The organism is Trichocoleus sp. DQ-U1 (genome assembly GCF_039961925.1).
Classification (GTDB): Bacteria; Cyanobacteriota; Cyanobacteriia; order Cyanobacteriales; family FACHB-T130; genus FACHB-T130.
The window spans coordinates 41,385-61,898 of sequence record NZ_JAMPKB010000010.1; the positions used below are offsets into that span (position 1 = coordinate 41,385).

Below are 20,514 nucleotides of genomic sequence, written 5' to 3' on the forward strand. Positions count from 1 at the left end.
GGTAAGTAAAATATACCGATTTAGCCAGTCTGGTATTTGATACAAGCTGTAAAAGTTACTTTTGTGATTAGAGTGGATGTTGCAACTTTTATCAGCTTGCTGAGGGTAATAAGCTGCCCTGTGTGTGATCTATGGCATCGGCACAGAATGCACGAGAGTAACTACCTTGATTAACCAATCATCAGTTCCCCACAAATAGCTTACCGGATGGACTAGCACGACAATTAACTGATGCTGACTGTACAGGCTAAACTTCTATGCCATGTATTAATTACTTAAAGCCGAACGTTAGCTATACTTGTCCAAGGTAGGCTTATTTACCTGCGGAGTTTATCTACCAGGCTATGCAAACGCCCCTACCCATCTATTGCAACCATCATTTAGCAGAGAGAGTAGGGGCGAATTTATCTAGTCTCAGCGTTAGCAGAGCGAATGTTCGCAGCAGTGAAATCAGCATTGATGGAAATTTAGATGTCTGCTATACGCAATCCTAAATCAATGTGACTTTTCCGGTATCCAGATCGTAACGACCTCCGACAATTTTGAGCTTGTCATCTAGCAATCGTTCCGAAACGATCGTTGAATTTTGTTTTAATTTCTCAATTTGATACCGAACGTTTGCAACTACAGCGTTATCAACCGGATCGCCTGATTCATCTTTTGTCTTAGCGATCGCAGGTTTGATGGCTTTAACAAAAGAATTCATGCTTCCAGGGAGACGTTCCCCCTGGACTGCGGCAGTGACAGCACCACAGCGTTCGTGACCTAAAACCATAATCACAGGAGTACCGAGGATAGCGACAGCGTATTCCAAACTGCCAAGCACCTCCGGTGTCACGATATTTCCGGCAACCCGGATATCAAATAAGTCACCGAGTCCTTCGTCAAACAAAATTTCCGCAGATACCCGCGAATCCGCGCAGGTTAGCAGCGTTGCAAAAGGGTGTTGTGCTTGGGCAATTTCTTTAACCCGTGCCTCTGATTGATCGGGATGTTTAGCCTTGTGTTGCACAAACCGTTGATTGCCCTCCATCAACCGTTTTAGGGCGGCATCAGGGCTGGGAGGCTCAACGGTCGCTGCGATCGCTCGATTTGCTTGCACACCCCAGAATGCACTTCCTGTCACAGCAGCCATCAGTGCTATTCCGCCAGTTCCCGTTAAATTCAAGAAATTGCGCCGCCCCATCAACCCATTGTTTTGATTCATCGCTATTGAAGAAGTAAAAGTTGCAGAATAAACGATTCAAAGTTCAAAGCCGAAGCTAGACTTTATTTTTGTTTTTTAGTTTCTTCAGATTTCACAGAAGATAGAAACAGCCGCCTTACAATGAAGCAACGCATCTCGTCGAGCGAATTTCCATCGCATCAGAAATGTAACAACTGCCTCCAAACTTGTTGAGGATTGGTCGAATAATTTCCACAGCACCTTTAAGTTTTTCTGGCGCACAAAATGCGATGACATAGACATTATCCAGCATCGTCATATCTAAATCTTCAGAACCCCCTCTAAGCCCCTGTCCGGCAACATTTCGGATAACTAGGTGCCCGGTTACACCTGATTTTTTTAAACTGTCTAAAATTTTGCCAAGTTCAACTGAATTTGCAATGACTTCTATTCGTTTAACTGAATGCATGATGTTATCTCCAAAGCATCTCAATGCCGTACAGATATACGGGAATTCCGACAATGATGTTGAAAGGAAACGTTACAGCTAGTGCGGTAGAAACGTACAAGCTAGGATTCGCTTCAGGAACCGTTAAACGCATAGCGGCGGGAACAGCAATATAAGAAGCACTTGCACAAAGTACCGCAAATAAGAGCGCGTCCCCCTTGGGCATTCCGATGAATTTTGCAATCAAAATTCCAATGCCTGCATTGAGGATTGGGATTAGTATTGCAAAAGAAATGAGAAAAACGCCCGTTTTTTGCAAGTCCTTAATCCTTCTAGCTGCAACCAACCCCATGTCGAGCAAAAAGAAGGTCAGGATACCGTAGAACAATCCCTGAGTAAAGGGTTCCAAAGTGTGCCAACCGCGTTCTCCAGTTAGGACTCCGATGATCAGGCTACCAACCAGCAGAAATACGGAGCTATTCAGGAAGGCTTCTTGCAACACTTCGGGCCAGGAAAAGTCCCGATCTCCCTGGCTGGGTGTGAATAGATTGACCAGAATCAGCCCGACGATGATAGCCGGAGATTCCATAAGCGCTAGGGCTGCAACCATATAACCATCATAATCAATCCCCAACTCGGTCAAAAAAGCTCCTGCCGTGATAAAAGTTACGGCACTGATGGAGCCATAAGTCGCGGCGATCGCTGCTGCATCGTAAATATCCAGCTTCAGCTTCAGGATAAAAAAGGTATAGATCGGGACGGCACACGCCATCAATACGGCTGCCAGCATGGTGAATATCACTTCCTGGGTTAAGCCGCTTTTAATCAGTTCTACTCCTCCCTTAAAGCCAATGGAAAATAGTAGATAAAGTGACAGTAACTTGGGGAAAGGAGCCGGAATTTCCAGATCCGATTTAACAAAAACTGCCACCATACCTAGAAAGAAGAATAGGATTGGTGGATTTAGGATATTAGAAACGATCAGGCTTGTATCCATATCTACTCCCCATCCTGGATAACCAAGAATTTGAAAAAGGTTTTAATCATGACTGAAGTGACACAGTGGTTCTACGCATCAGATGTTGCGTAGAACCACTGTATGGCAATTGAGCCGCTAAAAAGATATAGGAAATTTTTATACTAAGTATAAATAAAACCTTTCTAACTACCGAAATCAGCCGGGAGATGGGTTTGACAAGAACTGAAGTCGCTACTGCAACAACAGCGCCGATTACGGGCGAATTGTAGTGAGAATGGCAGTACCTCCCCAGGAGATAGAGGTGTAGATGGCTCTCGATAGGTTCAGGCTTAGCTATGGGGATGACAGCCAGAATTCAGGAATCTGTTTTTGGGCTAGGGCGATCGCTCGTATACCGATGACGACCCAGACGCATTAAAAATTGTCAACCCAATTGGTAAAGCGCTTTCATCCAGCCGTTTAGTGCAGTGAGGTGTTAAATCTCATCGTCAGGAAGAGAAACTGACATAATTTTCCCCTGAGAGAGATACACACTAAAGCGATCAGAAAATTGCATTACTGGTTTCTTTTGTCCATCAAGTTCCTCTTCATCAAGTAGCGGTTTGATTGACCAACGCTAGTTTTTAGAATACATTACCAAAAGTATCCGAATTAAAAGGACTTATTGACCAGACATATATGCCCGAATGCAGTGGTAGAAATCGGACTGTAGTAGTTAAAAATAATCCTTGAGCAGTTTTTTTCGCTTACCCTAAAGCTATTGGCAGATAATGTGGCTTCAAAATTATGTTTGCAGTCGGTTTACAGATAATGTGATTTGATTTGCAGCTATTGGGGTTTAGACTAACCTTTTATTTGCAATTTAATGTAGTTTCAGTTTTGTATTGGAAAGCGGTTTGAAGCGTTTGGGTTTGCAGTTCGCTACAATTATATCTTTCTGCTGCTTGTCCAAACTACTTACCATCTTTGGTAATTTAACCTTGTCTGCTACTTGACGGGGTATACAGAGGCATTGCAACTTCTGTTGCTTGCTGCCCGAACCTGCTCAAACTCAATCAAACCCACATCTTGGAAACTTTCCCTTACCTGCACGCATGCAGAGAATCAAGAACGATGTCTAATCAAGCGTCTGACCGTCTTAAGCAAAATGCTGAAAGAATTATGCATCTGTGGGAGGAGCGGGCGCGTGATGAAGTCAAAGCATCAATGCATCATGAGTCTCTTGTTTTACGAAATTCGCTACCTCTGTACTTAAACCAACTGGTAGATGAACTCTCAAACAGAATTGACAGGACACCTGCCCGAATCGCAGCCGACAAGGTAGAAAGCACTCGGATTGGCAAGAAGCATGGGCATGAGCGGGCCGGTTATGCCGACTACTCCATGACTCAACTCATTTTCGAGTACCACATCCTTCGTCAAGTCATCTTTCAAGTTTTAGAGGAAGAAGCACCTTTAGACGTGAGGGAACGAGACATCATTATCGACTCCATTGAGCAAGCCGTTAATGACGCTGCCACTCAATTCTCCGAGACGCTGCGAGATATTCAAGAGCTATTTATGGTGACGCTAACTCACGACCTCAGAGGCCCCCTTAATGTTGTAAAAATGGGAACTCAACTGACTCTGCGTCGGGTGGAACGAGGAGATAGCCACGTGGATATAGCCGCGAGGATGCTCAATGCAATCAATCGGCTGGATTCGATGATTCAAAATCTGCTTGATGCAAGTCGGCTGCGGACAGGGCAGAGTTTAAAGATTGAATTTGAAGAATGCGATTTAGAGGTGCTAGTTCAAGAGGTAGTAGAGGATTTGAGCTTCGCTTATGGAGATCGGTTTGTTGTGGTTTGTGATTCTGATATCAGGAGTTATTGCAGCCGTAAAGAAATACGGCGGGTGATTGAAAACTTAGCAGTTAACGCTGTGAAATATGGGGCGTCTGGCACGCCGATTACACTCACGCTTCAGCAAACTGAAACGCAGATCAGCCTTACGATCCATAATGAAGGCGATCCGATTAGCCTAGACGCTCAGTCAATCCTATTTCAACAATTTCGTCGAACTATCTCTGCTGAGGAGAAAACGGGATGGGGACTAGGATTATTTTTGGTAAAGAGTATTACTGAAGCCCATCAAGGGACGATTGAAGTTGAAAGCGCTGAAGGCAAGGGAACAAGCTTTATCATCAAGTTACCCAAAGTTCCCGATCGGGTGGCATAGTGGCTAAGGTTCTTCGCTGATTTTGGTGAAAAGAAGGACGGTCGCCAATTTCTGTAACCTGGATTCTAGGCTAAAAATCTTTCTAGGGAATTGTCCGTATACATGACACTCCTCAAGAGCGATCGCACTTGACATCTTGCCGCCAGCAATCGCTAGAATTGCTTCGGTTTCGGTAAGCGCGATCGCTATTCGCTGTTAGATAGTCTGCGATGTCCAGGTGGGACCATCGCAGCGCGGGCCATCCGCCGTCCAAATCAATTTATCTAAGCACATTCGCCGCGCCGACCTGCCCGTGTCCCAAGCATGGTAAGCGATGTAATCAGTTTTACCATCGGGACCGACAACGATTGAGTTATGACCGGGACCGAGAACGCGATCGACAACAGTTTTCAATACGCGGGGTCCTGCTTCATTCCCCGCATCCGAGTAGGGACCCATGACGCTATCTGCAACGCCATAATCGACACCGTAGTTTTCAGTTTCCCAACGCCCACCGCTGTAAAAGCAGTAGTAGCGATCGCCATGTTTGCGGACGCTTGGGCCTTCTAAGGTATGCCAATCATAGCGATCGCCGTACATCAAACGGTTTGCCAGAAACCGCTGCCAGTCAGAGCGGGCGCGTAAAACAACTTTCCCCTCTCCAGCCAGTTTTGTCATCCCTATCAATCGGTCTACCATCAGCGCCGTTCCAGCCCTTACTCCGCCTTCTGTATCCAAGAAATCGCGGGCGTAGAACAGATACCATTGCCCATCGTCATCCCGAAAGGCATGAGGATCGATGGCGAAAGAACACGATTCAGGGTCTATGAGGGGTTCACCGATGTCTTGATAAGGCCCCAACGGGCGATCGCTCGTTGCAACCCGTAACTGATGCCGCTTGTCTTCGTGTCCTACGGAGTAGTAGAGATAGAACTTGCGATCGCAATAAGCAACTTCTGGTGCCCAATAGTTATCTCCGAGAGCAGCGTCTGGGCGCAGCAGTGCATTCCCCGCAAACTCCCAGCTTACAAAGTCCTCAGAGCGCAAGAGGGGAAAGACGCGCCGTTTGCCGATTTCGTCCACCTCTCCCTCTGCTTCTGCTGCACCCGTGCCGATTGCGTAATATACTCCCTCGTGTTCCCAAACAAACGGATCGGCAAAATAGCCGTTGTACACCGGATTGGTGTAGGTGCGCTTGCTAGAGAATTCTTCAGGCGTCGGCTCAAATTGAGACATTAGCGTCCTAATACTTGAAATTCACGTAGGTTTCAACTTTGTTCTCTGGCAACTGCTCTACCACGTGGCACCGCAGTAATTCCCTTATTTCCTCTGGCAGACTTTCATAATAGTCCCGTTGCACAGTCAAGTCTACTTTCGCGGTGTGCAGCCAATGCATCACATAGCCCATCACAACCATCGGTCTGGGAGTGTTTGTCCGGTTCGGTGAGCCTCGATGCAGCGCCAGGGGCGAGCGAATCATCACATCACCCGGCTGCATATAAAAGGACTCCATCGGAATTTCCCCAGCAGCGACCTTCACTAACCCTTCCTCACGAGGTAAGACATGAGTCCCCCGTGCCATTTGAAACGGCCCATTGTCCGCTGTTACTTCTACCAACGGAAAGTTTACCGCCAGCGCATAGAGTGGCGTTACTATCTGATCTGAGAAAAGTGGGCGAAAGTCCCGGTGAATTTCTTGGTAATCCGAACCCTGGACTGGAATATCAGCCCCCAATTGCACCATCTTATATTCTTGGTAGAATACGCGATTGAGAATCCCCAAAATTACCGGATTCGCAAACACATCTACATTGGCAAAGGGAGCAACCCAGGGGAAGGTTAGATAGAAGCGAGCTTGTTCGCGAGGTGCCAGACCACCCGGTTGATTTTGGCGCTTTTGGAATAATTCATTAAAAGCGTCTCCCCACTCTTCGATTAATCTTCTGTCAAACAGGCCCCGAATCACACAAATTCCATCTCGATTGAGTTCTTCAGCAAAGCGGTTTAGGTCAGTCGTCGAAAACTTAGCTGTATCTGTAGTTTGAATCATGTTCTGCTCCAATTCAGGGCGTTAGAGTTGAAGTAAAATCTATCTTTACAAGAACAGAGTGTTTCAAGAAGCTGGTTCGCTGCTCCCAAAACCTTCCGTGTAATTACTGCTTAACCAGGTGTTCAATCGTTCACTAAGTTCGACGTTTCGCGCTTATGGAATCTCCTGAACTTTGTAGATGAAACTGTGACCGAGTTGCTTAATCAGCAGGTAAAGAATGAAGCTGTACAACCTTCACTCATCCTGCAACCGTTGAATCATTAACGACTATCGTCCAATCGTCATTTCCATATCCACAAGCCTTAGTGACCTAGCTTCTCGAAGTTTCATCGCTGCTACTAAAACTGATTCCTCATTGCCTAAAGAAAAACATAGCGGCATCTACTTAATACTATTATTCCCCGCGATAGATGCAGAATAGCAATCAATACTTGAAATCTTAAAAAAACTTTGGGTTAGTTTTGCAAGTTGAGCAACACTATTTTTCTCTGGATGAAGACTGGCGATGAGATGGCGAATGCTTACAGCACACTATGCGATCGCGCTATTCGGGTAGATAACTTCCGGGAGACTCTGGCAGTGGTAGCCTGCCTAATTGATACTTGATAATTGCTTCCCGCACTGAGACAAAACTCAGATATACTTCATTGTCTGGATCGCAGATACTGCCCTCGCGGTCATTTGATAATCGACAATCGCCACTGATAAACCAAAGAAACACATGGGTATCAAGCAGTAGCTTCATGTACCTCATGTACCCTCAAATGCGGTCAGAATGTCTTCTGGTAATGAAGTGTCAAAATCATCTGGCACAGTGAACTCTCCAGCACAAAGAGCAAAAGGTTGAAGTTGCTTAACGGTTGGTGAAATTTGTCTAATTTCAGCAACAGGCTTTCCTGTTTGCATGACAATAAGAGTCTCAGCTGCTTCGACTTGGTGAAGGTTAAGTTGCAATATCTCGCTGAATTTCCTCAATCGTTACCGTTAGCATAGCGTCACTTTTGCATGGTTATGGCTCTTCCCTTATTCCCTCTTGTGTCTCTCAATCAGTAAAAATATCATGCTGCTCCTTAAAATGTCTCTCGGTAGTAGCCAAGCCTAAATCGGTAGCTAGGAAATCAACACCGTCAATAATTCTGGGTATCTTAACTTTATCAACTTGCAGACTGAGAAAGCATTCCTGCCTGTAATGGGGTCTTTCCTGAAAGCGTGCGATCGCAAGTTTTAAAGGACGTATAACTTCATACGCTTTCTCAGCTTTCTCAATTGATTCCTGAGGAATTGAAGATTGCAGCCTAAGAATTGCTAAATCGATTAAATCTCTTGCCTCAACGCTGTCGTCCATGTAGCGATCGCAATTTGAAAGCAGCTTGGATGTGAAACAGTCATTGAGGCTTAAGCAGGCGACAGATGACCACTTTGGATATCTTGGTGGATCTAGTTGAAAACGAGCTTCAGCGATAATTTCAGCCTTGATGGGGATATTATCAACAATAACCATCATCCGAATTCCATACTGGTCAGTGGTGCCACGTCCAACTTGGATTCTACTCAGATCGCGAAACAAGGCTTCATATCCACCATCAAATATGACTGTGCGGAGGTATTTGTAGCCTGATTCACCAACAGGAGAGATAAAATCAACGTCCTTACTCCAGCGGTATTCTTCAAAATCAAGTGCAAGAAGGGTTCCACCACCGAAGTAAGCAGAACCCTTCCTAAGTACCTCAGCATCTAAACTTTCAAGAATCGTGAGGATTTTATGATGGTGATCAAACCTGAAGGTCATAAACAGGCTTGTAGCCAGGAATTATAGCGTTTTGCAAGTTCTTTGAGGAAACTTAGTTCTTCGTCTTCAAGATTGCTAAATAGCTGGCGATATTTCCAACCCCGCTCATAGCGACTCAGCATTTGCTCCGGAGTAAACCGATAGACATCTCCTGTTTGCCAGCAGATTGACTCCAAAAAAAGCAGCCTTTTTGGGACAAGAGGTGAATTAGTTGTTGGTGTAGCGGTTGTCATAGCTCCTCTAATCGACAACTTTTGCTAACTCTACTTCTAGAATAGCCTAATCATCGGCGATCGCGCTGCTACCTACGTGCAAACAAAACCAATTTACAGGCACGAACGCTCTATTTATTCACGAAAAGCGGTCGCATTTTGCTTCCTGGCACAAATACTTAGACGGCAGTTAATCAAATTTTTGCCTAGTTTTTGGGGGTGCGATCGCGTAGTGTGCAGGAGACGATTGCACGATAGATCGTCTCACCACTCGCATCAGATACTTATAGGATAACGACTGTTAGTCCTATTTCCTATTTAGATCATTGTACTTGAGCAAAAGTAGGACGCACTTGGAGCAGGCGGGCGGTTCAGTACAATGTTTGACGATGCAGGTGAATACAGAAAAATTGTTTATTAACAACTTCAGTCAGTGCTTCTTGTTCGACTTCAGTACTGCCCACTTTTACAAGTAAATTACTTTCTGGATCACAAACTTTAGTTGCAAATTTATGACTATATCAGAATACTGCCAATTCAGGATAGCCCTCTTCTGTCACTTTCCGGGGAAGCAAGTAGTAAATCAGTTAAATTATCCAGAAGCCAAACCGGGTTTAAATTGATTCATTGCAGCAATTAAATGATTAAATCCCAGCAATAACTTAGAATTGGGTAAAATATCTAGCCAGGGATAAATCAACCAAAATAGCAAAAGTGGTTGGATAATTAGACGGAGATTATTTAAAGTATTCTTCCATCCGCATTGATGATTCCATTGTTGATGATTAGAAAAATTAATCTTCTGATTTTCTTGTACCTCAGTCTCAATTTGACGAGATTGTTTTAATCTTAAAAATGCTGGAGAGTTGAAGCTAATCATTGTATAAACACAAAAAATAATTTCCCACCACCTCTCAATATGTTGAAAATTCGTGAACCGATAATCTGTCCAACCTAGTTCCTGTTTACACTGTCGGAAACCATATTCTACCCAGGTTCTTAATCCATATAAGTCGCCTAAAGTTTTCTTGAGATTACCTTGAAGATTTGTCATTACGAAAGAAGTAGAATTCTCCGGCATAGTTTCTGGGTCAGTTGTTATCTCCCAGTAAGTTATGGCTCTTTTTTTCCCATAAATTATTTCTCGGATATATCTAGTTTCTGCTTTTTGGTTGTTAAATTTCCGGGAAAATTTACACCACTTATTGGCTCTAACGCTTTGACCGGGTGCCAGCCAGACTCCATGATTACTTCTAATTGATACAACGTAAGCTAAGTTATATTCAGCTATCTTTTCAATAAATTGGCGGCTTTCACCATATAAGCTATCAGCCAATACTAATTCAATATTAAACCCTGATTCAATTAATTCCGTAATGATTTCTGACGCTAACTCTATTTTTGTTTTATATTTATCTAACTCTTTTAATGTTCCTTTTGGTTTAAATACTTTTACAATTAATGGAAAAGTTATATGAGCGTAAACTCCATAAGCATTGACTGAAACTATCCCATTATCTATTTTTCCCACGCTTCCCAAATATTGTCTGGCCACGTAATCAGTTTTTTTACCTTTTTTTCTATCGCCGGTTTCATCTATTACTAGTGTAATTCTATTTCCCTTTAATGCTCTCTTGATTTTGTTTAATCTTCGGATTTTTAATTCATTTACTGACCAATCTGAATTGGCTATAAAATGATGTAATGACTGGGCAGAATTTATACTTACTACTTTGGCAATTTCTGGTAATGATTTTCTTTTGATTGGGGAGATTATTCCTAAGTGCAAATATTTAAAGCACTCATAATTTCTCACTTCTTTAAATAAATCTTGATACTCTGCACAATATTCATCTATGAGCGCAACTGTTGGGTGGGCGTCTCTTGCTAAATGTTTCAGAATTTGTAATTCTACATCCATTGCCCTACTTACCTTCCAGAGTTTTTTCTTTTAATCCTTTTATTCAGAATACTCGGAAAGTGACAGAAGAGGGATAGAAAGCGGACTATAAAAATTTATCTATTTCCGGCAGCTATTGTCGAGGCAATATCATCTAATATACTAATATAAGTTGAAAAGCTTTTTATTTTCTCAATTCCAAGCCTTTCATCAATCATTCGCTCTACTATGAGCGAACCATCAATAAGCGTAATTGGGATTGCCCCAGGCTTGCGAGCAGTTTCCTTAGCCTTATCCGTAAATTCGGACAAGGTAAAAAACATACCCTGCCTGAATTCACCGTCTATTGAGCCTCTAAACTCATTAACATCTGAGGGTTCGATTTTTATTCGTTTAAATCGAAAAGCAAATTTTAAGAAATCAACACCAAATTTAAGATCCCCATGACCTTTTACTCCTCCATCTTCATATTTTTCAGTTATTTCAATGTTTTGAAACTTAAAAGCTTCTAAAAGCTTTTTACTGAAAAGCTCAAATTCATAATTATCTAGTCTTAATATTTGCTGAATAACTCGATCTCGAAAGTTTATTAAATATTTGCTATAGATTTCTTCAAGCTTCTTAAGCAGTTCTTCCTCAGATGCCTTAAGCTTCTCAAGCTCAGAACTTTTCTTGTCAACTTTTCTCGGTTCTTGTAATAGGCTATCTTTAAGCCAATACTTTCCGTCTTTGACTATCACAAAATACTTATTGGGCAAAGCAGATGGAAAATCTAAGCCTTCGCAATGCCTTCTTAACTGGCTACGAACAACTTGAACTGGATCATCGGCTTTGAACTCATATAAGTTGTTTTCGATAATTTGCTCATAAATCTCTGCTACTGTCAGTGGTTTTTCAGCTATCCTCATAATTTGAGCAATTGCCTGAACAATGGTCAATTTTGCTTTGTGATCCGAAGCTAACTGTTGTAGAACCTCACCAGTAGGAGTATCCGCTTTGAGTTGCTCTAATATTTCATCCGCTAGACTAGCTGGCAACCTGACAACTTTGGTAGGCTCTCCATACTTACGGGTCCAGTTTGGATTTCCTCTGCTCACGATCTCAAGACTGCTTTAATAGTGTAACAACAATAATAATGTAACACAATGTTGAAGCGTATCATTATTAAATTAGAACTGATTTAGGTTACTGTAAGAGACTGCTTGCAAAGTAACTAACATCCAGAGTGGCTAAAGTCTTTATGCTGTAATGGTTGTAGCTAATTGGATTGAGTTTAAATTGCTATGGAGTTTTCGACTTATTAAACAGCAATGGCTAATAAGCGTATACGGCTAAAATCATGTTTATAGTATATTTTAATACTTTAAGTGGTACCTATAAATTTCATTAATAGTGTAACCGTTGATCGTTGAGAGACAAATGATCTATTTTAGAAGTATTCCACAAGTGCAAAGCCCTAAGGATGTTTTGCCCAATATATATGAAGAAACCTTTGCGAATCGATCATGGCAGCATACGCAAGAGCGATCGCTTCCTCAAGCGCAACTTTGCCTTCCCAATTTCAGGGATAGTTGTTATTGTTGTGGTTGCTATAATTTCTCGTTTTCCTGGAGTTATCGAACTGAGACTTGGAGGCGACGGGGGACAGCTAAGAATTGATGGTCGTCAGCAACAAGATCCTTCTAACGTTCTTCCTCCAAATCGCTAAAGCTCTGTATCGTCAACTGTTTTGCACTTCGGTATACGACGTAGAATGTGAAATGATATTTCATATTCCTGCCCAACTCTAAGCAGCGATACTATGCGGGAGTGTTGGGGAAATTTTCTCCAGTCCCTTTGGGGTTAATTACATAGCCAAACTATGTTAGCTCAGTTCAGTTGGCAAAGTGTTACGCAATACTCTCTCTGTAAATGTATTGACTCTGGAAGCTTCTCACTCCTGAGCTAAAATACCACGAAGGTGTTGTCCACAGGAAGATTAATAGTGTAAAGTGACAGCTCATCGAACTTCTGATTTGCTCAACCAAATTTGGTAGCAATAGACAGAGTAGCACTCGACATAGTGTAGTCTGCCGCACACAGCGATCGCGTACTTATAGCAGGATCGACAATAGCGATATAAGAAGTCTAATTTAGGTAGGGATAGGGCAATGTGTGATTAAAGGTGTGGCACTGGGTTGTATCGGCAATGTTGAGCGCACCTCATTTCCCCATTCGCTCAAGTTCCTCTCGTAAAACGCGCCTTAGCGTTTCTTCTAATGGTTCGCGATGCTGTTGGATATGCTGGCGAAGTACATCGTTGATTAACGTCTGATAGTTTCCCCCATCTGCTAGATGAACTTGCTCGCGAAACCATGCTAAAAGATCATCATCTAATCGGATGGTGATACGTGTTTTCCCTGGCGGTGTTGGCTCGATTGCTCCCCGCTTCCCCTGACTAAAATCATACTCAGCTTCCATCAGTTATTCCTCCTCATATTGCTTTCGCTCATGGCGTGTAGCTTTGCGGGCAGAAATCAATCGAATCTTATTGTCACGCCATGTTAAACAACAACTAAAACTCGACCGAAGGCATCTATACCAACTGTGATAAATCGCTCTTCATCAAAACGTTCATCCGGGATGGTAATTGCCAGATTGTCAGAAAAGACCGACACTGCATCAGCAAAATCAATTCCGTGCTTGCGAAGATTGGCTGCTGCCTTGTCGCTATCCCACTGATACGTCATCTAATCATTGTATGCATATTTGTACATACTGCCAGCATGAAAGCAGCGACTTGGAACATAGTGTATGGCTGCGATCGCTTCACCTCTGCTTCAACGCCTTTTCTATCTGCAATATTGCAGCCCAACTACTTGTTAAACCACTAATAATGGTTGAACACGCTGGCTGATTCATCGTGTAATCCCGCATTATGGGGTCTCGCATCAGAGAAAGTTAGATCGACAATAACGGTATAAGCAGTCGAATCGAGACAGGTTTGGAACAATGGTGCAATTAAAGGTGTGGCAGTGGGTGGTGTTGGCAACGCCGATCGCAACGATCGTCGGTTTCTTGCTGGTATCGGCAGGATTGCAGATTCACGAGTGGCGGATTAATTGGATCTGGGGCGTGTTTACCGTCGTATTCGTAGGTTGGCGTTGGCTGCTGGTGAAGTGGACTCGACCGGCGATCGCGCAAATAGAATCTGTCATGGCGGAGGTTAGCGCCGAACTAGAATCTGGTGCAGGCGACACTGTAGCGCTACCAGCCGGAAATGATGCTGTAAATCAAGCAGAAGTCGCCTATCAAGAAATCCTGAAAGCAGCACAGAGCGATCGCCCGATTTGGGAAGATTGGCAAACCTTTTGGCAGCGATGCCAGGATCTGGTCAGTGCGATCGCTCATGTCTACAATCCTGAAGTAAAGTATCCCCTGCTCAACATTCACGTTACCCAAGCTTACGGATTGATTCGGGGAACGGTGGACGATCTGGACGGTTGGATACAGAAGTTATCTCCTGCCCTCGATCGGGTCACGATTGGGCAGGCATACGAGGCATACGGAGTTTACCGCAAGCTGGAACCATCGGCTCGGAAACTCTGGCAAGCCTGGAATTGGGCACAGTGGTTCTTGAATCCGGTGGTGGCGGTAGCAAAACAAGTTACTCAGCGTTCCAGTAACCAGGCAAATCAGGAATTGCTGGGGAATTTGAGCCAGATGCTTCGGGAAGCGGCTCTGCGGAACTTATCTCGGCAAGCGATCGCTCTCTATGGAGGAACGACTACACTGCCAGAGTCAGAATCTTCTGTTTCCACACCGACACTACCCAAGGCAAAGACGCAAACCCTCCGAGAAATATTGGCTCAAACAGAACCCATCGAAGCAGTTGAGCAAAAACCTGTCAATATTCTGCTGGTGGGAAGAACCGGGTCTGGAAAAAGCAGCTTGATTAATACGCTATTTCAAGCAGATCGAGCCGCCGTGGACGTATTGCCCAGCACCGATAAGATTCAGAATTACCGCTGGCAGAGCCAATTGGGGGAAACTCTGACGCTTTGGGATACGCCGGGTTACGAACAAGTGAACCGGGCGGATTTGCGGGAACTGGTGCTGGATTATGCCACCAATGCAGATTTGCTGCTGTTAGTTACTCCTGCCCTCGATCCGGCACTGCAAATGGATGTGGACTTTCTCAAAGATATGAAGGCGGAAGTGGCAGACTTGAGCGCGATCGCCATCGTCACTCAGGTGGATCGTCTGCGCCCCATCCGGGAGTGGGAACCTCCCTACAACTGGCAAGCAGGCGATCGCCCAAAGGAAAAGGCGATTCGGGAAGCGACCGAGTATCGGACGAAGCTTCTAGGCGACTTCTGCAATCTGGTTCTCCCTGTAGTTACAGGTGACACAAAAACGGGTCGAACTGCGTGGGGAATGGACGCACTCTCATTAGCACTCGTGGATGCGATCGCACCTACCAAGCAACTCCGCCTTGCCCGTTTTTTGCGGAACTTGGATGCTCGTACTGTCGCTGCTGCTAAAATCATCGACCGCTACACCTTTCAGATGACAACGACACAGGGACTCGCTGCACTGCTCAAAAGTCCCGTTCTTCAGTTCATTGCCACGCTAACAACCGGACGACCAAACCTAGCATATGTGCTGGCAGACCAAATTCCCGTGGAACAATTGCCCGTTGTGATTGGCAAACTTCAGATGGCGTATGATTTGTTCTCCCTCTTGAATCCGGGCGAAAACCCGATCAACTTTGATTTGCTATCCCTTTGGCCTCTACTGTTGGAAAACCCCTCTTCACCAGAACGCAATGCTTGGGCATTTGGTCACGCTTTAGTGGAATATTGGACTCAAAATCTGACAGTTGAACAATTCCGGCAACGGTTTGAGTTCTATCTCAAGCAAATTTGAGCCGATGGCTCTTTACCTGCTTTAGGCTTCTTAGCGAATTTTAATCCGGCTATCAGACTTAATGCAGTGCGAACCAACAGGTCGGCGCTAGGCTAACGCCTCGCTTCGGATGAGCGCGATCGCGCATCCTAGAGATAGAGCCAAATAAACTCTCTCAAAGTTGAACTGGCTCGCCTCACATTGACAACTGAATGATGCAGCATGAAAAAACGTTATCTTTTAAAAGCTGGCGCTGTAATTGTAGGCGCGGCATGGTTATCACGCAATCTAATTGGGAAATCGGGAGATATGGCAGCTTCAAACAATAATTTTGAAATCAACAAAACCGAGGAAGAATGGCGTGAAATTTTGACGCCCGAACAGTTTAACGTCTTGCGTAAACACGGTACCGAACGTGCTGGAACTAGCCCGCTTGATAAGCAATACGGTAAAGGAATTTATGCGTGTGCGGCGTGTGACTTACCGCTGTTTACCTCTGACACGAAATTCGACAGCCATACTGGTTGGCCCAGTTTTTATGCTCCCATTGAAGGGGGAATCGGCACCTCCACAGACAAGACGCTTTTTATGACTAGAATTGAAGTGCATTGCCATCGCTGTGGTGGGCATTTAGGTCATGTATTTAACGATGGTCCGCGCCCAACTGGCAAACGCTACTGCATGAACGGTGCTGCGCTTAAATTTATTCAAGGCTAGCGATCGCTCCTGTTTGATTGCATCGTTTGGTAAGTGTTCTAGTGAAGCTGGCGAATAGAATTCGCGCCTACACACACAAAACCTGCCTCCGCAGGTTTCAAAAGTCCGCGCAGGCGGACTTCGTTTGTATAGCCGCGATTTCTAATCGCCAAGGCTGCAAGATATGCGATCGCTTCTCAAGAAAAGGGCGCACAGCCGTGCGCCCCTACAGTTAGTTCAAGGAGAAGGTACAAGCTTGTACATCTTGCCAAAGCTTGAAGAGGAAGAATCAAGTGGGTGAAGCTCCTAGTTCGCCATTTAACAATAAATCTGCTTGACCACAGCGACGAAACTACCTGCTATTTACGACTCTTTAATATTGTTGCCATTGGTAGGAAAAGCGAGGATTCATAATCAATTAAGGGAACGAAACCGTATTTCAGATAAAATTGCTTTGACTCATCATCCAGAGCATCAACTCTAACTGCAAAAATCCCTACTTCATCTGCAAGGCGAACTGCTTTACTAAGAGCATCCATTAGTAATCTTTTTCCCAATCCTCTCCCTTGCATTGAGGTGTCAACGGCAAGTTGTCCGATTAACATAGCGGGAACAGGATAACGGGGTAATCTTTTTCTTAGTTGCTCTGGAAGCGAGTCAAACGTAATGCTAGACATACTGATGGTGTAATAGCCAACAACTTCATTACCATCTTCTTTGGGAATAGCAACAAAGGCTTTCGCAATGCCTTTTCTATCGTTTTGTCCAGCGTATTGCTTCAGGTAATCGTTTAACTTTGGAACTCCGCAGTCGAAAGCATCCTTCCTTACACTGCTATCGAGAGGGTGAAAAATCCATTCCACAAAGTATTACTTTTCGTACTCCTGATATTCACACATCGCCGATTTTAAAGCTTCGTTCGGTTCAGGCGGATTCTCTAGTATCGACAAAAAGAGATCCCGATCTCTATCTGACAAAACCAGTGTTTCATGAAAGGCAATGTCCTTTCTGGCAGCATCAAGTGAGTGGCAAAGCACATAAGAACTTACACTGAGTCCCATCAGTGCAGCTGCCTTTTCAAGCGTCTTTTTTTGCTCTTGGCTCAGTCTCAAATCAATTCTGCTTTCTTTGGTATTGCTGCTGGCTGACATAACTAATGTTTAATCAATCTCAGTGTGGTATCCCGCTATGACATACCAATAGTTTGATGTATTATCCGGCAAATGTCCACACAAATACTAAGAAAAAGGGTGGGTTTTTCGACCCACCCCAAAAGTGATTTGATTACCTCAAGGAGGAGGTGCAAGCTTGTGCATCTTGCCAAAGCTTGAAGAGGAAGAATTCAGCGCGATCGCTCATTGCAGTCACAAAAACGCCCTCTCCATTTTTCGAGCCTCCGTCCACCCAGCTACCGTGCAGGCTGACTTCGACGTACTCGGCATCGCAAGCACACAAGCCAATAATTTCAGAACCTTCCTGCTGCGCTTCCTCTACCAACCGTCCGATTTCTGGCAAGCTAGCCGGAAGTAAGAAGGAAGCGGTGCTGGGTTCGACTGAGATGGGGGTACCCACTCGCAGCGCTAAAATTACCCGCCGTGTCACCCACTCTTCCAGAGATTGAGCCAGACACTCCAAGTAAAAGCCGTTTTCTGTGTAAGTTAATTTCAGCATTGCTTGGTGTCTCCTTACAAATCCAGGTGATCGTGCTGTTCGCGCCAGAACTGTTCGGCAAAGGCAACAGCAGGGTGCATGGGGGCTTTAGGCTGGGTGCGAAGGGGCATTCCTGCTTGAGTCGGGGTGCGATCGCCTTTGCGTTGGTTGCACCTTTCGCAGGCGATAACTACGTTGTCCCAGGTGTGTTTCCCGCCCTTTGATAAGGGAAGGACGTGATCGATCGTCAACTGTTTCGTGTTGCCGCAGTATTGGCAGGTGTGGTGGTCTCTCCGCAGCAATTCCCGACGGTTCACTGGGGGAACCTTCCAAACTCGCTCTGCACTCGTGATGGTGAGGCGAATTTGTTCTGGCACCTCGATCACCACGCTGGGCGATCGCACTTGCCAGCCAGGTGCATCGCTAAACTGCAAAGGTTCGGCTTTCCCACCGATCAACAGAGCGATCGCTCGCTTAATATTGACCCGGCTTATGGGCAAGTAGTTCTGGGAAAATACGACTACCGACCTACCTAACACGTCAGTTGCGCTTGTCACGACTTGGCTCCTCATACAATTAACCCCCGCCTCTGGTAATTAGAAGCGGGGGTTGGAAAAACTTTTTGAGTCTTCTCGTCCTATGTTGGTACGGCTACTTTTAGCCTGTACCTCCCGCTTTGTTTGTTTAGTTTGAGTTCTGCAAACCGCAGACTCCCACCATTATTGCGATCCAAATTTTGATCGATCTCCGTACCTCGTCTCTGACAACCATATTCACCCATAAAAAGAAACTCCACGCCCGCGCCGGCTGATTCCCAACTCGTTAAGGAGTCGGAATCGCTGGCTGAGATGGAGAAAGCAGGTATATGTGTCACAGGAAGGCTTCTTGAACGGTTTAACTTGAATCTGGCTTTCAATATACTACACTTGTATTACTAATCTGTCCACAAATTTTAGGAGAAAAAATCATGCGTACCCTACCTCGCACCTCAACCACTGAAATGGAAGTCACCAGCATACGCTTGGAGAGAGAACTGAAGGAAGAACTCAAAGAACTCGCAGGTCATCAGGGATATCAAGCTTTGATTCGAGATATCCTCTGGAACTACGTGCAGCAGAAATCCGATGATTATAAACCTCAATTCTCTAGGTCTGATATCCTCTCTAGCGTCCCCGCTACAGCGCAGCAAGAACAACGCTGTGTACTGACAGGCAAGTTTATCCGACCGCAGGAGCCAATGTTATTAGGATTTACTAATCATGGCGATCTAGTTCCCTTAAGTGTTGAGAGTTTGTCATCGAGATAGGCTTTTGGTGTCTTCAAATTAGCGTCAGCGCAGCATAAACAAAAGCGATCGCACTTTATCCCAGTAAAAGGTAAAAAGTGCGATCGCTCTCCAGCTAATGACGAATGGCTAATTGTTCGTGGCTATCTGCTGCTTAGACATCCTGTTCGCTTAAATCGCGGGTCATGTGGTCAAAGGGCTGATCTACAAATGCTGTATTTACAACTCCAGCCGCAGCCACTTGTTCTTTCACAATGTCCTTCATGATTTGGATGCCCATTACGGTCGGACCAATCGGCACTCCCAAAGAGTTGTAAGTTTCCCGAAGACCTTGCAGCACCCGCTCATCCAGCACATTCGTATCACCTGCAACCAACGCATAGCTGGCATAGCGCAGGTAATAGTCCATATCTCGCAGACAAGCAGCATAGCGACGAGTCGTATATGCATTTCCGCCTGGTCGAATCAGTTCGGGCAGTTCTTCAAACAGCCGTGATCCCGCCTGCTTCACAATCGAAGCTGCATTGGAGTTAATCACAGCAGCCGCTTGGACTCGTGCTGTGCCGGTTTCAAAATAAGATTTCAGGGAATCTACGGCATTGCGATCCAGGTAACGACCCGTAACATCGTAATTTTTAATCAGGTTTGTGACTGCGTCGCGCATGAAATTGCTCTCCCAACAACAAGCTATATAGATAATTTTCTATTGTTTAGTGTGCTGTTGCATACCCAGTTTCTAGGGTGTAGTTTACAACAACAAACACTTTCATTAGCATATATCCATCTCCACAAGCATCTCCACATTGTTGAGAGCGATCGCAGCAATTTTTAGCGGGCAATTTTTTCTGGGGTGCTGCTGTAAGCCTTCTGACGCATCTGGTTGCCATCCCGTGACCGACCCGTAGAGCCAGCTTTTCGACGGCTCACCGGCTTCAACCAACAAACCCCTCTCATGGGCACTGGCAGTAATGTCAGTTCTTCTGGATATCGCGGCTGCGGATCGTTGAGCAACCAAATGGGCGGCACCATCATCGGGTCATATTCAGCAATAATATCAACCACCCCAGGACGCTGCTTTAGCTCCACTCTCGTCCCAGGACGATACTCAAACGCCTCTTGTTCGTCAAAATCTTGATCAAAATCCGTATTTAAATTAAACATCATGCTTCCCCCCGCACAAAAGTAGCCAAAGCTACTGATTAGTAAAATTGTTGCCGCCTATAAGATTTTTTTGTAAATCTCGCTACAATTTTT

At 44.8% G+C, this 20,514-nt stretch carries 23 protein-coding genes and 1 pseudogene; 5 read left to right on the plus strand and 19 right to left on the minus strand.

All coding sequences use genetic code 11. The features are described 5' to 3' along the window. Positions 1 to 490: 490 nt before the first annotated feature. The 3 genes from NDI34_RS06330 to NDI34_RS06340 all read right to left on the minus strand — a co-directional run bounded on the left by NDI34_RS06330 (position 491) and on the right by NDI34_RS06340 (position 2,610). Positions 491 to 1,207, minus strand: a complete 717-nt coding sequence (locus NDI34_RS06330) for a carbonic anhydrase (protein WP_190524790.1) — start codon at positions 1,205 to 1,207, stop codon at positions 491 to 493. A gap of 115 nt (positions 1,208 to 1,322) precedes the next feature. After that, entirely contained in the window at positions 1,323 to 1,634 is a 312-nt protein-coding gene (locus tag NDI34_RS06335) for a P-II family nitrogen regulator (protein WP_190412390.1), read from the minus strand. 4 nt (positions 1,635 to 1,638) lie between these two features. Next, positions 1,639 to 2,610 carry a sodium-dependent bicarbonate transport family permease gene (locus NDI34_RS06340; RefSeq protein WP_190412389.1) on the minus strand — a complete coding sequence of 324 codons (972 nt, stop codon included), beginning with the start codon at positions 2,608 to 2,610 and terminating at the stop codon, positions 1,639 to 1,641. Positions 2,611 to 3,705: 1,095 nt separating this feature from the next. Here NDI34_RS06340 and NDI34_RS06345 point away from each other — a divergent pair. Next, positions 3,706 to 4,812: a HAMP domain-containing sensor histidine kinase gene (locus NDI34_RS06345; protein WP_348232187.1), complete on the plus strand. Its 1,107-nt coding sequence runs from the start codon at positions 3,706 to 3,708 to the stop codon at positions 4,810 to 4,812. Between the two features lie 195 nt (positions 4,813 to 5,007). Here NDI34_RS06345 and NDI34_RS06350 read toward each other — a convergent pair whose 3' ends face one another. The 8 genes from NDI34_RS06350 to NDI34_RS06385 form a co-directional block, all read right to left on the minus strand. After that, on the minus strand, positions 5,008 to 6,027 hold the full coding sequence (locus NDI34_RS06350) for a glycoside hydrolase family 43 protein (RefSeq protein ID WP_348232188.1): 1,020 nt from the start codon (positions 6,025 to 6,027) through the stop codon (positions 5,008 to 5,010). A 7-nt stretch (positions 6,028 to 6,034) separates the two neighbouring features. Next, positions 6,035 to 6,841, minus strand: coding sequence for a phytanoyl-CoA dioxygenase family protein (locus NDI34_RS06355; protein ID WP_190434278.1), 807 nt, complete (start codon positions 6,839 to 6,841; stop codon positions 6,035 to 6,037). 544 nt (positions 6,842 to 7,385) lie between these two features. Then, the gene (locus NDI34_RS06360) at positions 7,386 to 7,586 is read right to left on the minus strand and encodes a PIN domain nuclease (RefSeq protein ID WP_348232189.1); all 201 of its coding nucleotides are present in this window, start codon (positions 7,584 to 7,586) and stop codon (positions 7,386 to 7,388) included. Between the two features lie 5 nt (positions 7,587 to 7,591). Further along, positions 7,592 to 7,795 carry a type II toxin-antitoxin system Phd/YefM family antitoxin gene (locus NDI34_RS06365; RefSeq protein ID WP_348232190.1) on the minus strand — a complete coding sequence of 68 codons (204 nt, stop codon included), beginning with the start codon at positions 7,793 to 7,795 and terminating at the stop codon, positions 7,592 to 7,594. Between the two features lie 88 nt (positions 7,796 to 7,883). Next, a complete protein-coding gene (locus NDI34_RS06370; RefSeq protein WP_348232191.1) occupies positions 7,884 to 8,630 on the minus strand; it encodes a nucleotidyl transferase AbiEii/AbiGii toxin family protein in 747 nt (248 codons plus the stop codon). Continuing rightward, positions 8,627 to 8,863 carry a hypothetical protein gene (locus tag NDI34_RS06375; protein WP_190524781.1) on the minus strand — a complete coding sequence of 79 codons (237 nt, stop codon included), beginning with the start codon at positions 8,861 to 8,863 and terminating at the stop codon, positions 8,627 to 8,629. The genes NDI34_RS06370 and NDI34_RS06375 overlap by 4 nt, the downstream gene beginning before the upstream one ends. A 571-nt stretch (positions 8,864 to 9,434) precedes the next feature. Then, the gene (locus NDI34_RS06380) at positions 9,435 to 10,763 is read right to left on the minus strand and encodes an IS701 family transposase (RefSeq protein ID WP_348232192.1); all 1,329 of its coding nucleotides are present in this window, start codon (positions 10,761 to 10,763) and stop codon (positions 9,435 to 9,437) included. Positions 10,764 to 10,858: 95 nt separating this feature from the next. Beyond that, complete coding sequence (locus NDI34_RS06385) at positions 10,859 to 11,839, minus strand: restriction endonuclease (protein ID WP_348232193.1); 981 nt, start codon at positions 11,837 to 11,839, stop codon at positions 10,859 to 10,861. Positions 11,840 to 12,222: 383 nt separating this feature from the next. Between NDI34_RS06385 and NDI34_RS06390 the strand changes: the two genes are divergently transcribed. Further along, a complete protein-coding gene (locus NDI34_RS06390; RefSeq protein ID WP_348232194.1) occupies positions 12,223 to 12,450 on the plus strand; it encodes a hypothetical protein in 228 nt (75 codons plus the stop codon). Between the two features lie 494 nt (positions 12,451 to 12,944). Here NDI34_RS06390 and NDI34_RS06395 read toward each other — a convergent pair whose 3' ends face one another. Together NDI34_RS06395 and NDI34_RS06400 are read right to left on the minus strand one after the other, a co-directional pair. After that, a complete protein-coding gene (locus NDI34_RS06395; protein ID WP_348232195.1) occupies positions 12,945 to 13,202 on the minus strand; it encodes a BrnA antitoxin family protein in 258 nt (85 codons plus the stop codon). Between the two features lie 3 nt (positions 13,203 to 13,205). Then, positions 13,206 to 13,471: pseudogene (locus tag NDI34_RS06400) on the minus strand (BrnT family toxin). Positions 13,472 to 13,733: 262 nt separating this feature from the next. Between NDI34_RS06400 and NDI34_RS06405 the strand changes: the two are divergent. Further along, positions 13,734 to 15,650 (plus strand): GTPase family protein, encoded by a 1,917-nt coding sequence (locus NDI34_RS06405; RefSeq protein ID WP_348232196.1) that lies wholly within the window; start codon positions 13,734 to 13,736, stop codon positions 15,648 to 15,650. Positions 15,651 to 15,851: 201 nt separating this feature from the next. Next, a complete protein-coding gene (gene msrB, locus NDI34_RS06410; RefSeq protein ID WP_190412380.1) occupies positions 15,852 to 16,346 on the plus strand; it encodes a peptide-methionine (R)-S-oxide reductase MsrB in 495 nt (164 codons plus the stop codon). A gap of 338 nt (positions 16,347 to 16,684) precedes the next feature. Here the strand turns inward: msrB and NDI34_RS06415 are convergent, their stop codons facing one another. From NDI34_RS06415 to NDI34_RS06430, 4 genes are all read right to left on the minus strand, one after another. Then, positions 16,685 to 17,188 (minus strand): GNAT family N-acetyltransferase, encoded by a 504-nt coding sequence (locus tag NDI34_RS06415; protein WP_348232197.1) that lies wholly within the window; start codon positions 17,186 to 17,188, stop codon positions 16,685 to 16,687. A gap of 6 nt (positions 17,189 to 17,194) precedes the next feature. Next, positions 17,195 to 17,476: a DUF1778 domain-containing protein gene (locus NDI34_RS06420; protein WP_190430711.1), complete on the minus strand. Its 282-nt coding sequence runs from the start codon at positions 17,474 to 17,476 to the stop codon at positions 17,195 to 17,197. A 133-nt stretch (positions 17,477 to 17,609) separates the two neighbouring features. Then, the gene (locus NDI34_RS06425) at positions 17,610 to 17,996 is read right to left on the minus strand and encodes an alr0857 family protein (protein WP_190412376.1); all 387 of its coding nucleotides are present in this window, start codon (positions 17,994 to 17,996) and stop codon (positions 17,610 to 17,612) included. 14 nt (positions 17,997 to 18,010) lie between these two features. Then, on the minus strand, positions 18,011 to 18,532 hold the full coding sequence (locus NDI34_RS06430) for an HNH endonuclease (protein WP_190412857.1): 522 nt from the start codon (positions 18,530 to 18,532) through the stop codon (positions 18,011 to 18,013). A 410-nt stretch (positions 18,533 to 18,942) separates the two neighbouring features. On the opposite strand from NDI34_RS06430, the gene NDI34_RS06435 reads away from it, so the two are divergent. Next, positions 18,943 to 19,281 carry a hypothetical protein gene (locus NDI34_RS06435; RefSeq protein WP_190412375.1) on the plus strand — a complete coding sequence of 113 codons (339 nt, stop codon included), beginning with the start codon at positions 18,943 to 18,945 and terminating at the stop codon, positions 19,279 to 19,281. 133 nt (positions 19,282 to 19,414) lie between these two features. Here NDI34_RS06435 and apcB read toward each other — a convergent pair whose 3' ends face one another. Both apcB and NDI34_RS06445 read right to left on the minus strand, forming a co-directional pair. Continuing rightward, complete coding sequence (apcB, locus tag NDI34_RS06440; RefSeq protein ID WP_190412374.1) at positions 19,415 to 19,924, minus strand: allophycocyanin subunit beta; 510 nt, start codon at positions 19,922 to 19,924, stop codon at positions 19,415 to 19,417. A 164-nt stretch (positions 19,925 to 20,088) separates the two neighbouring features. Further along, complete coding sequence (locus NDI34_RS06445) at positions 20,089 to 20,424, minus strand: hypothetical protein (protein ID WP_242033985.1); 336 nt, start codon at positions 20,422 to 20,424, stop codon at positions 20,089 to 20,091. Positions 20,425 to 20,514: the final 90 nt, after the last annotated feature.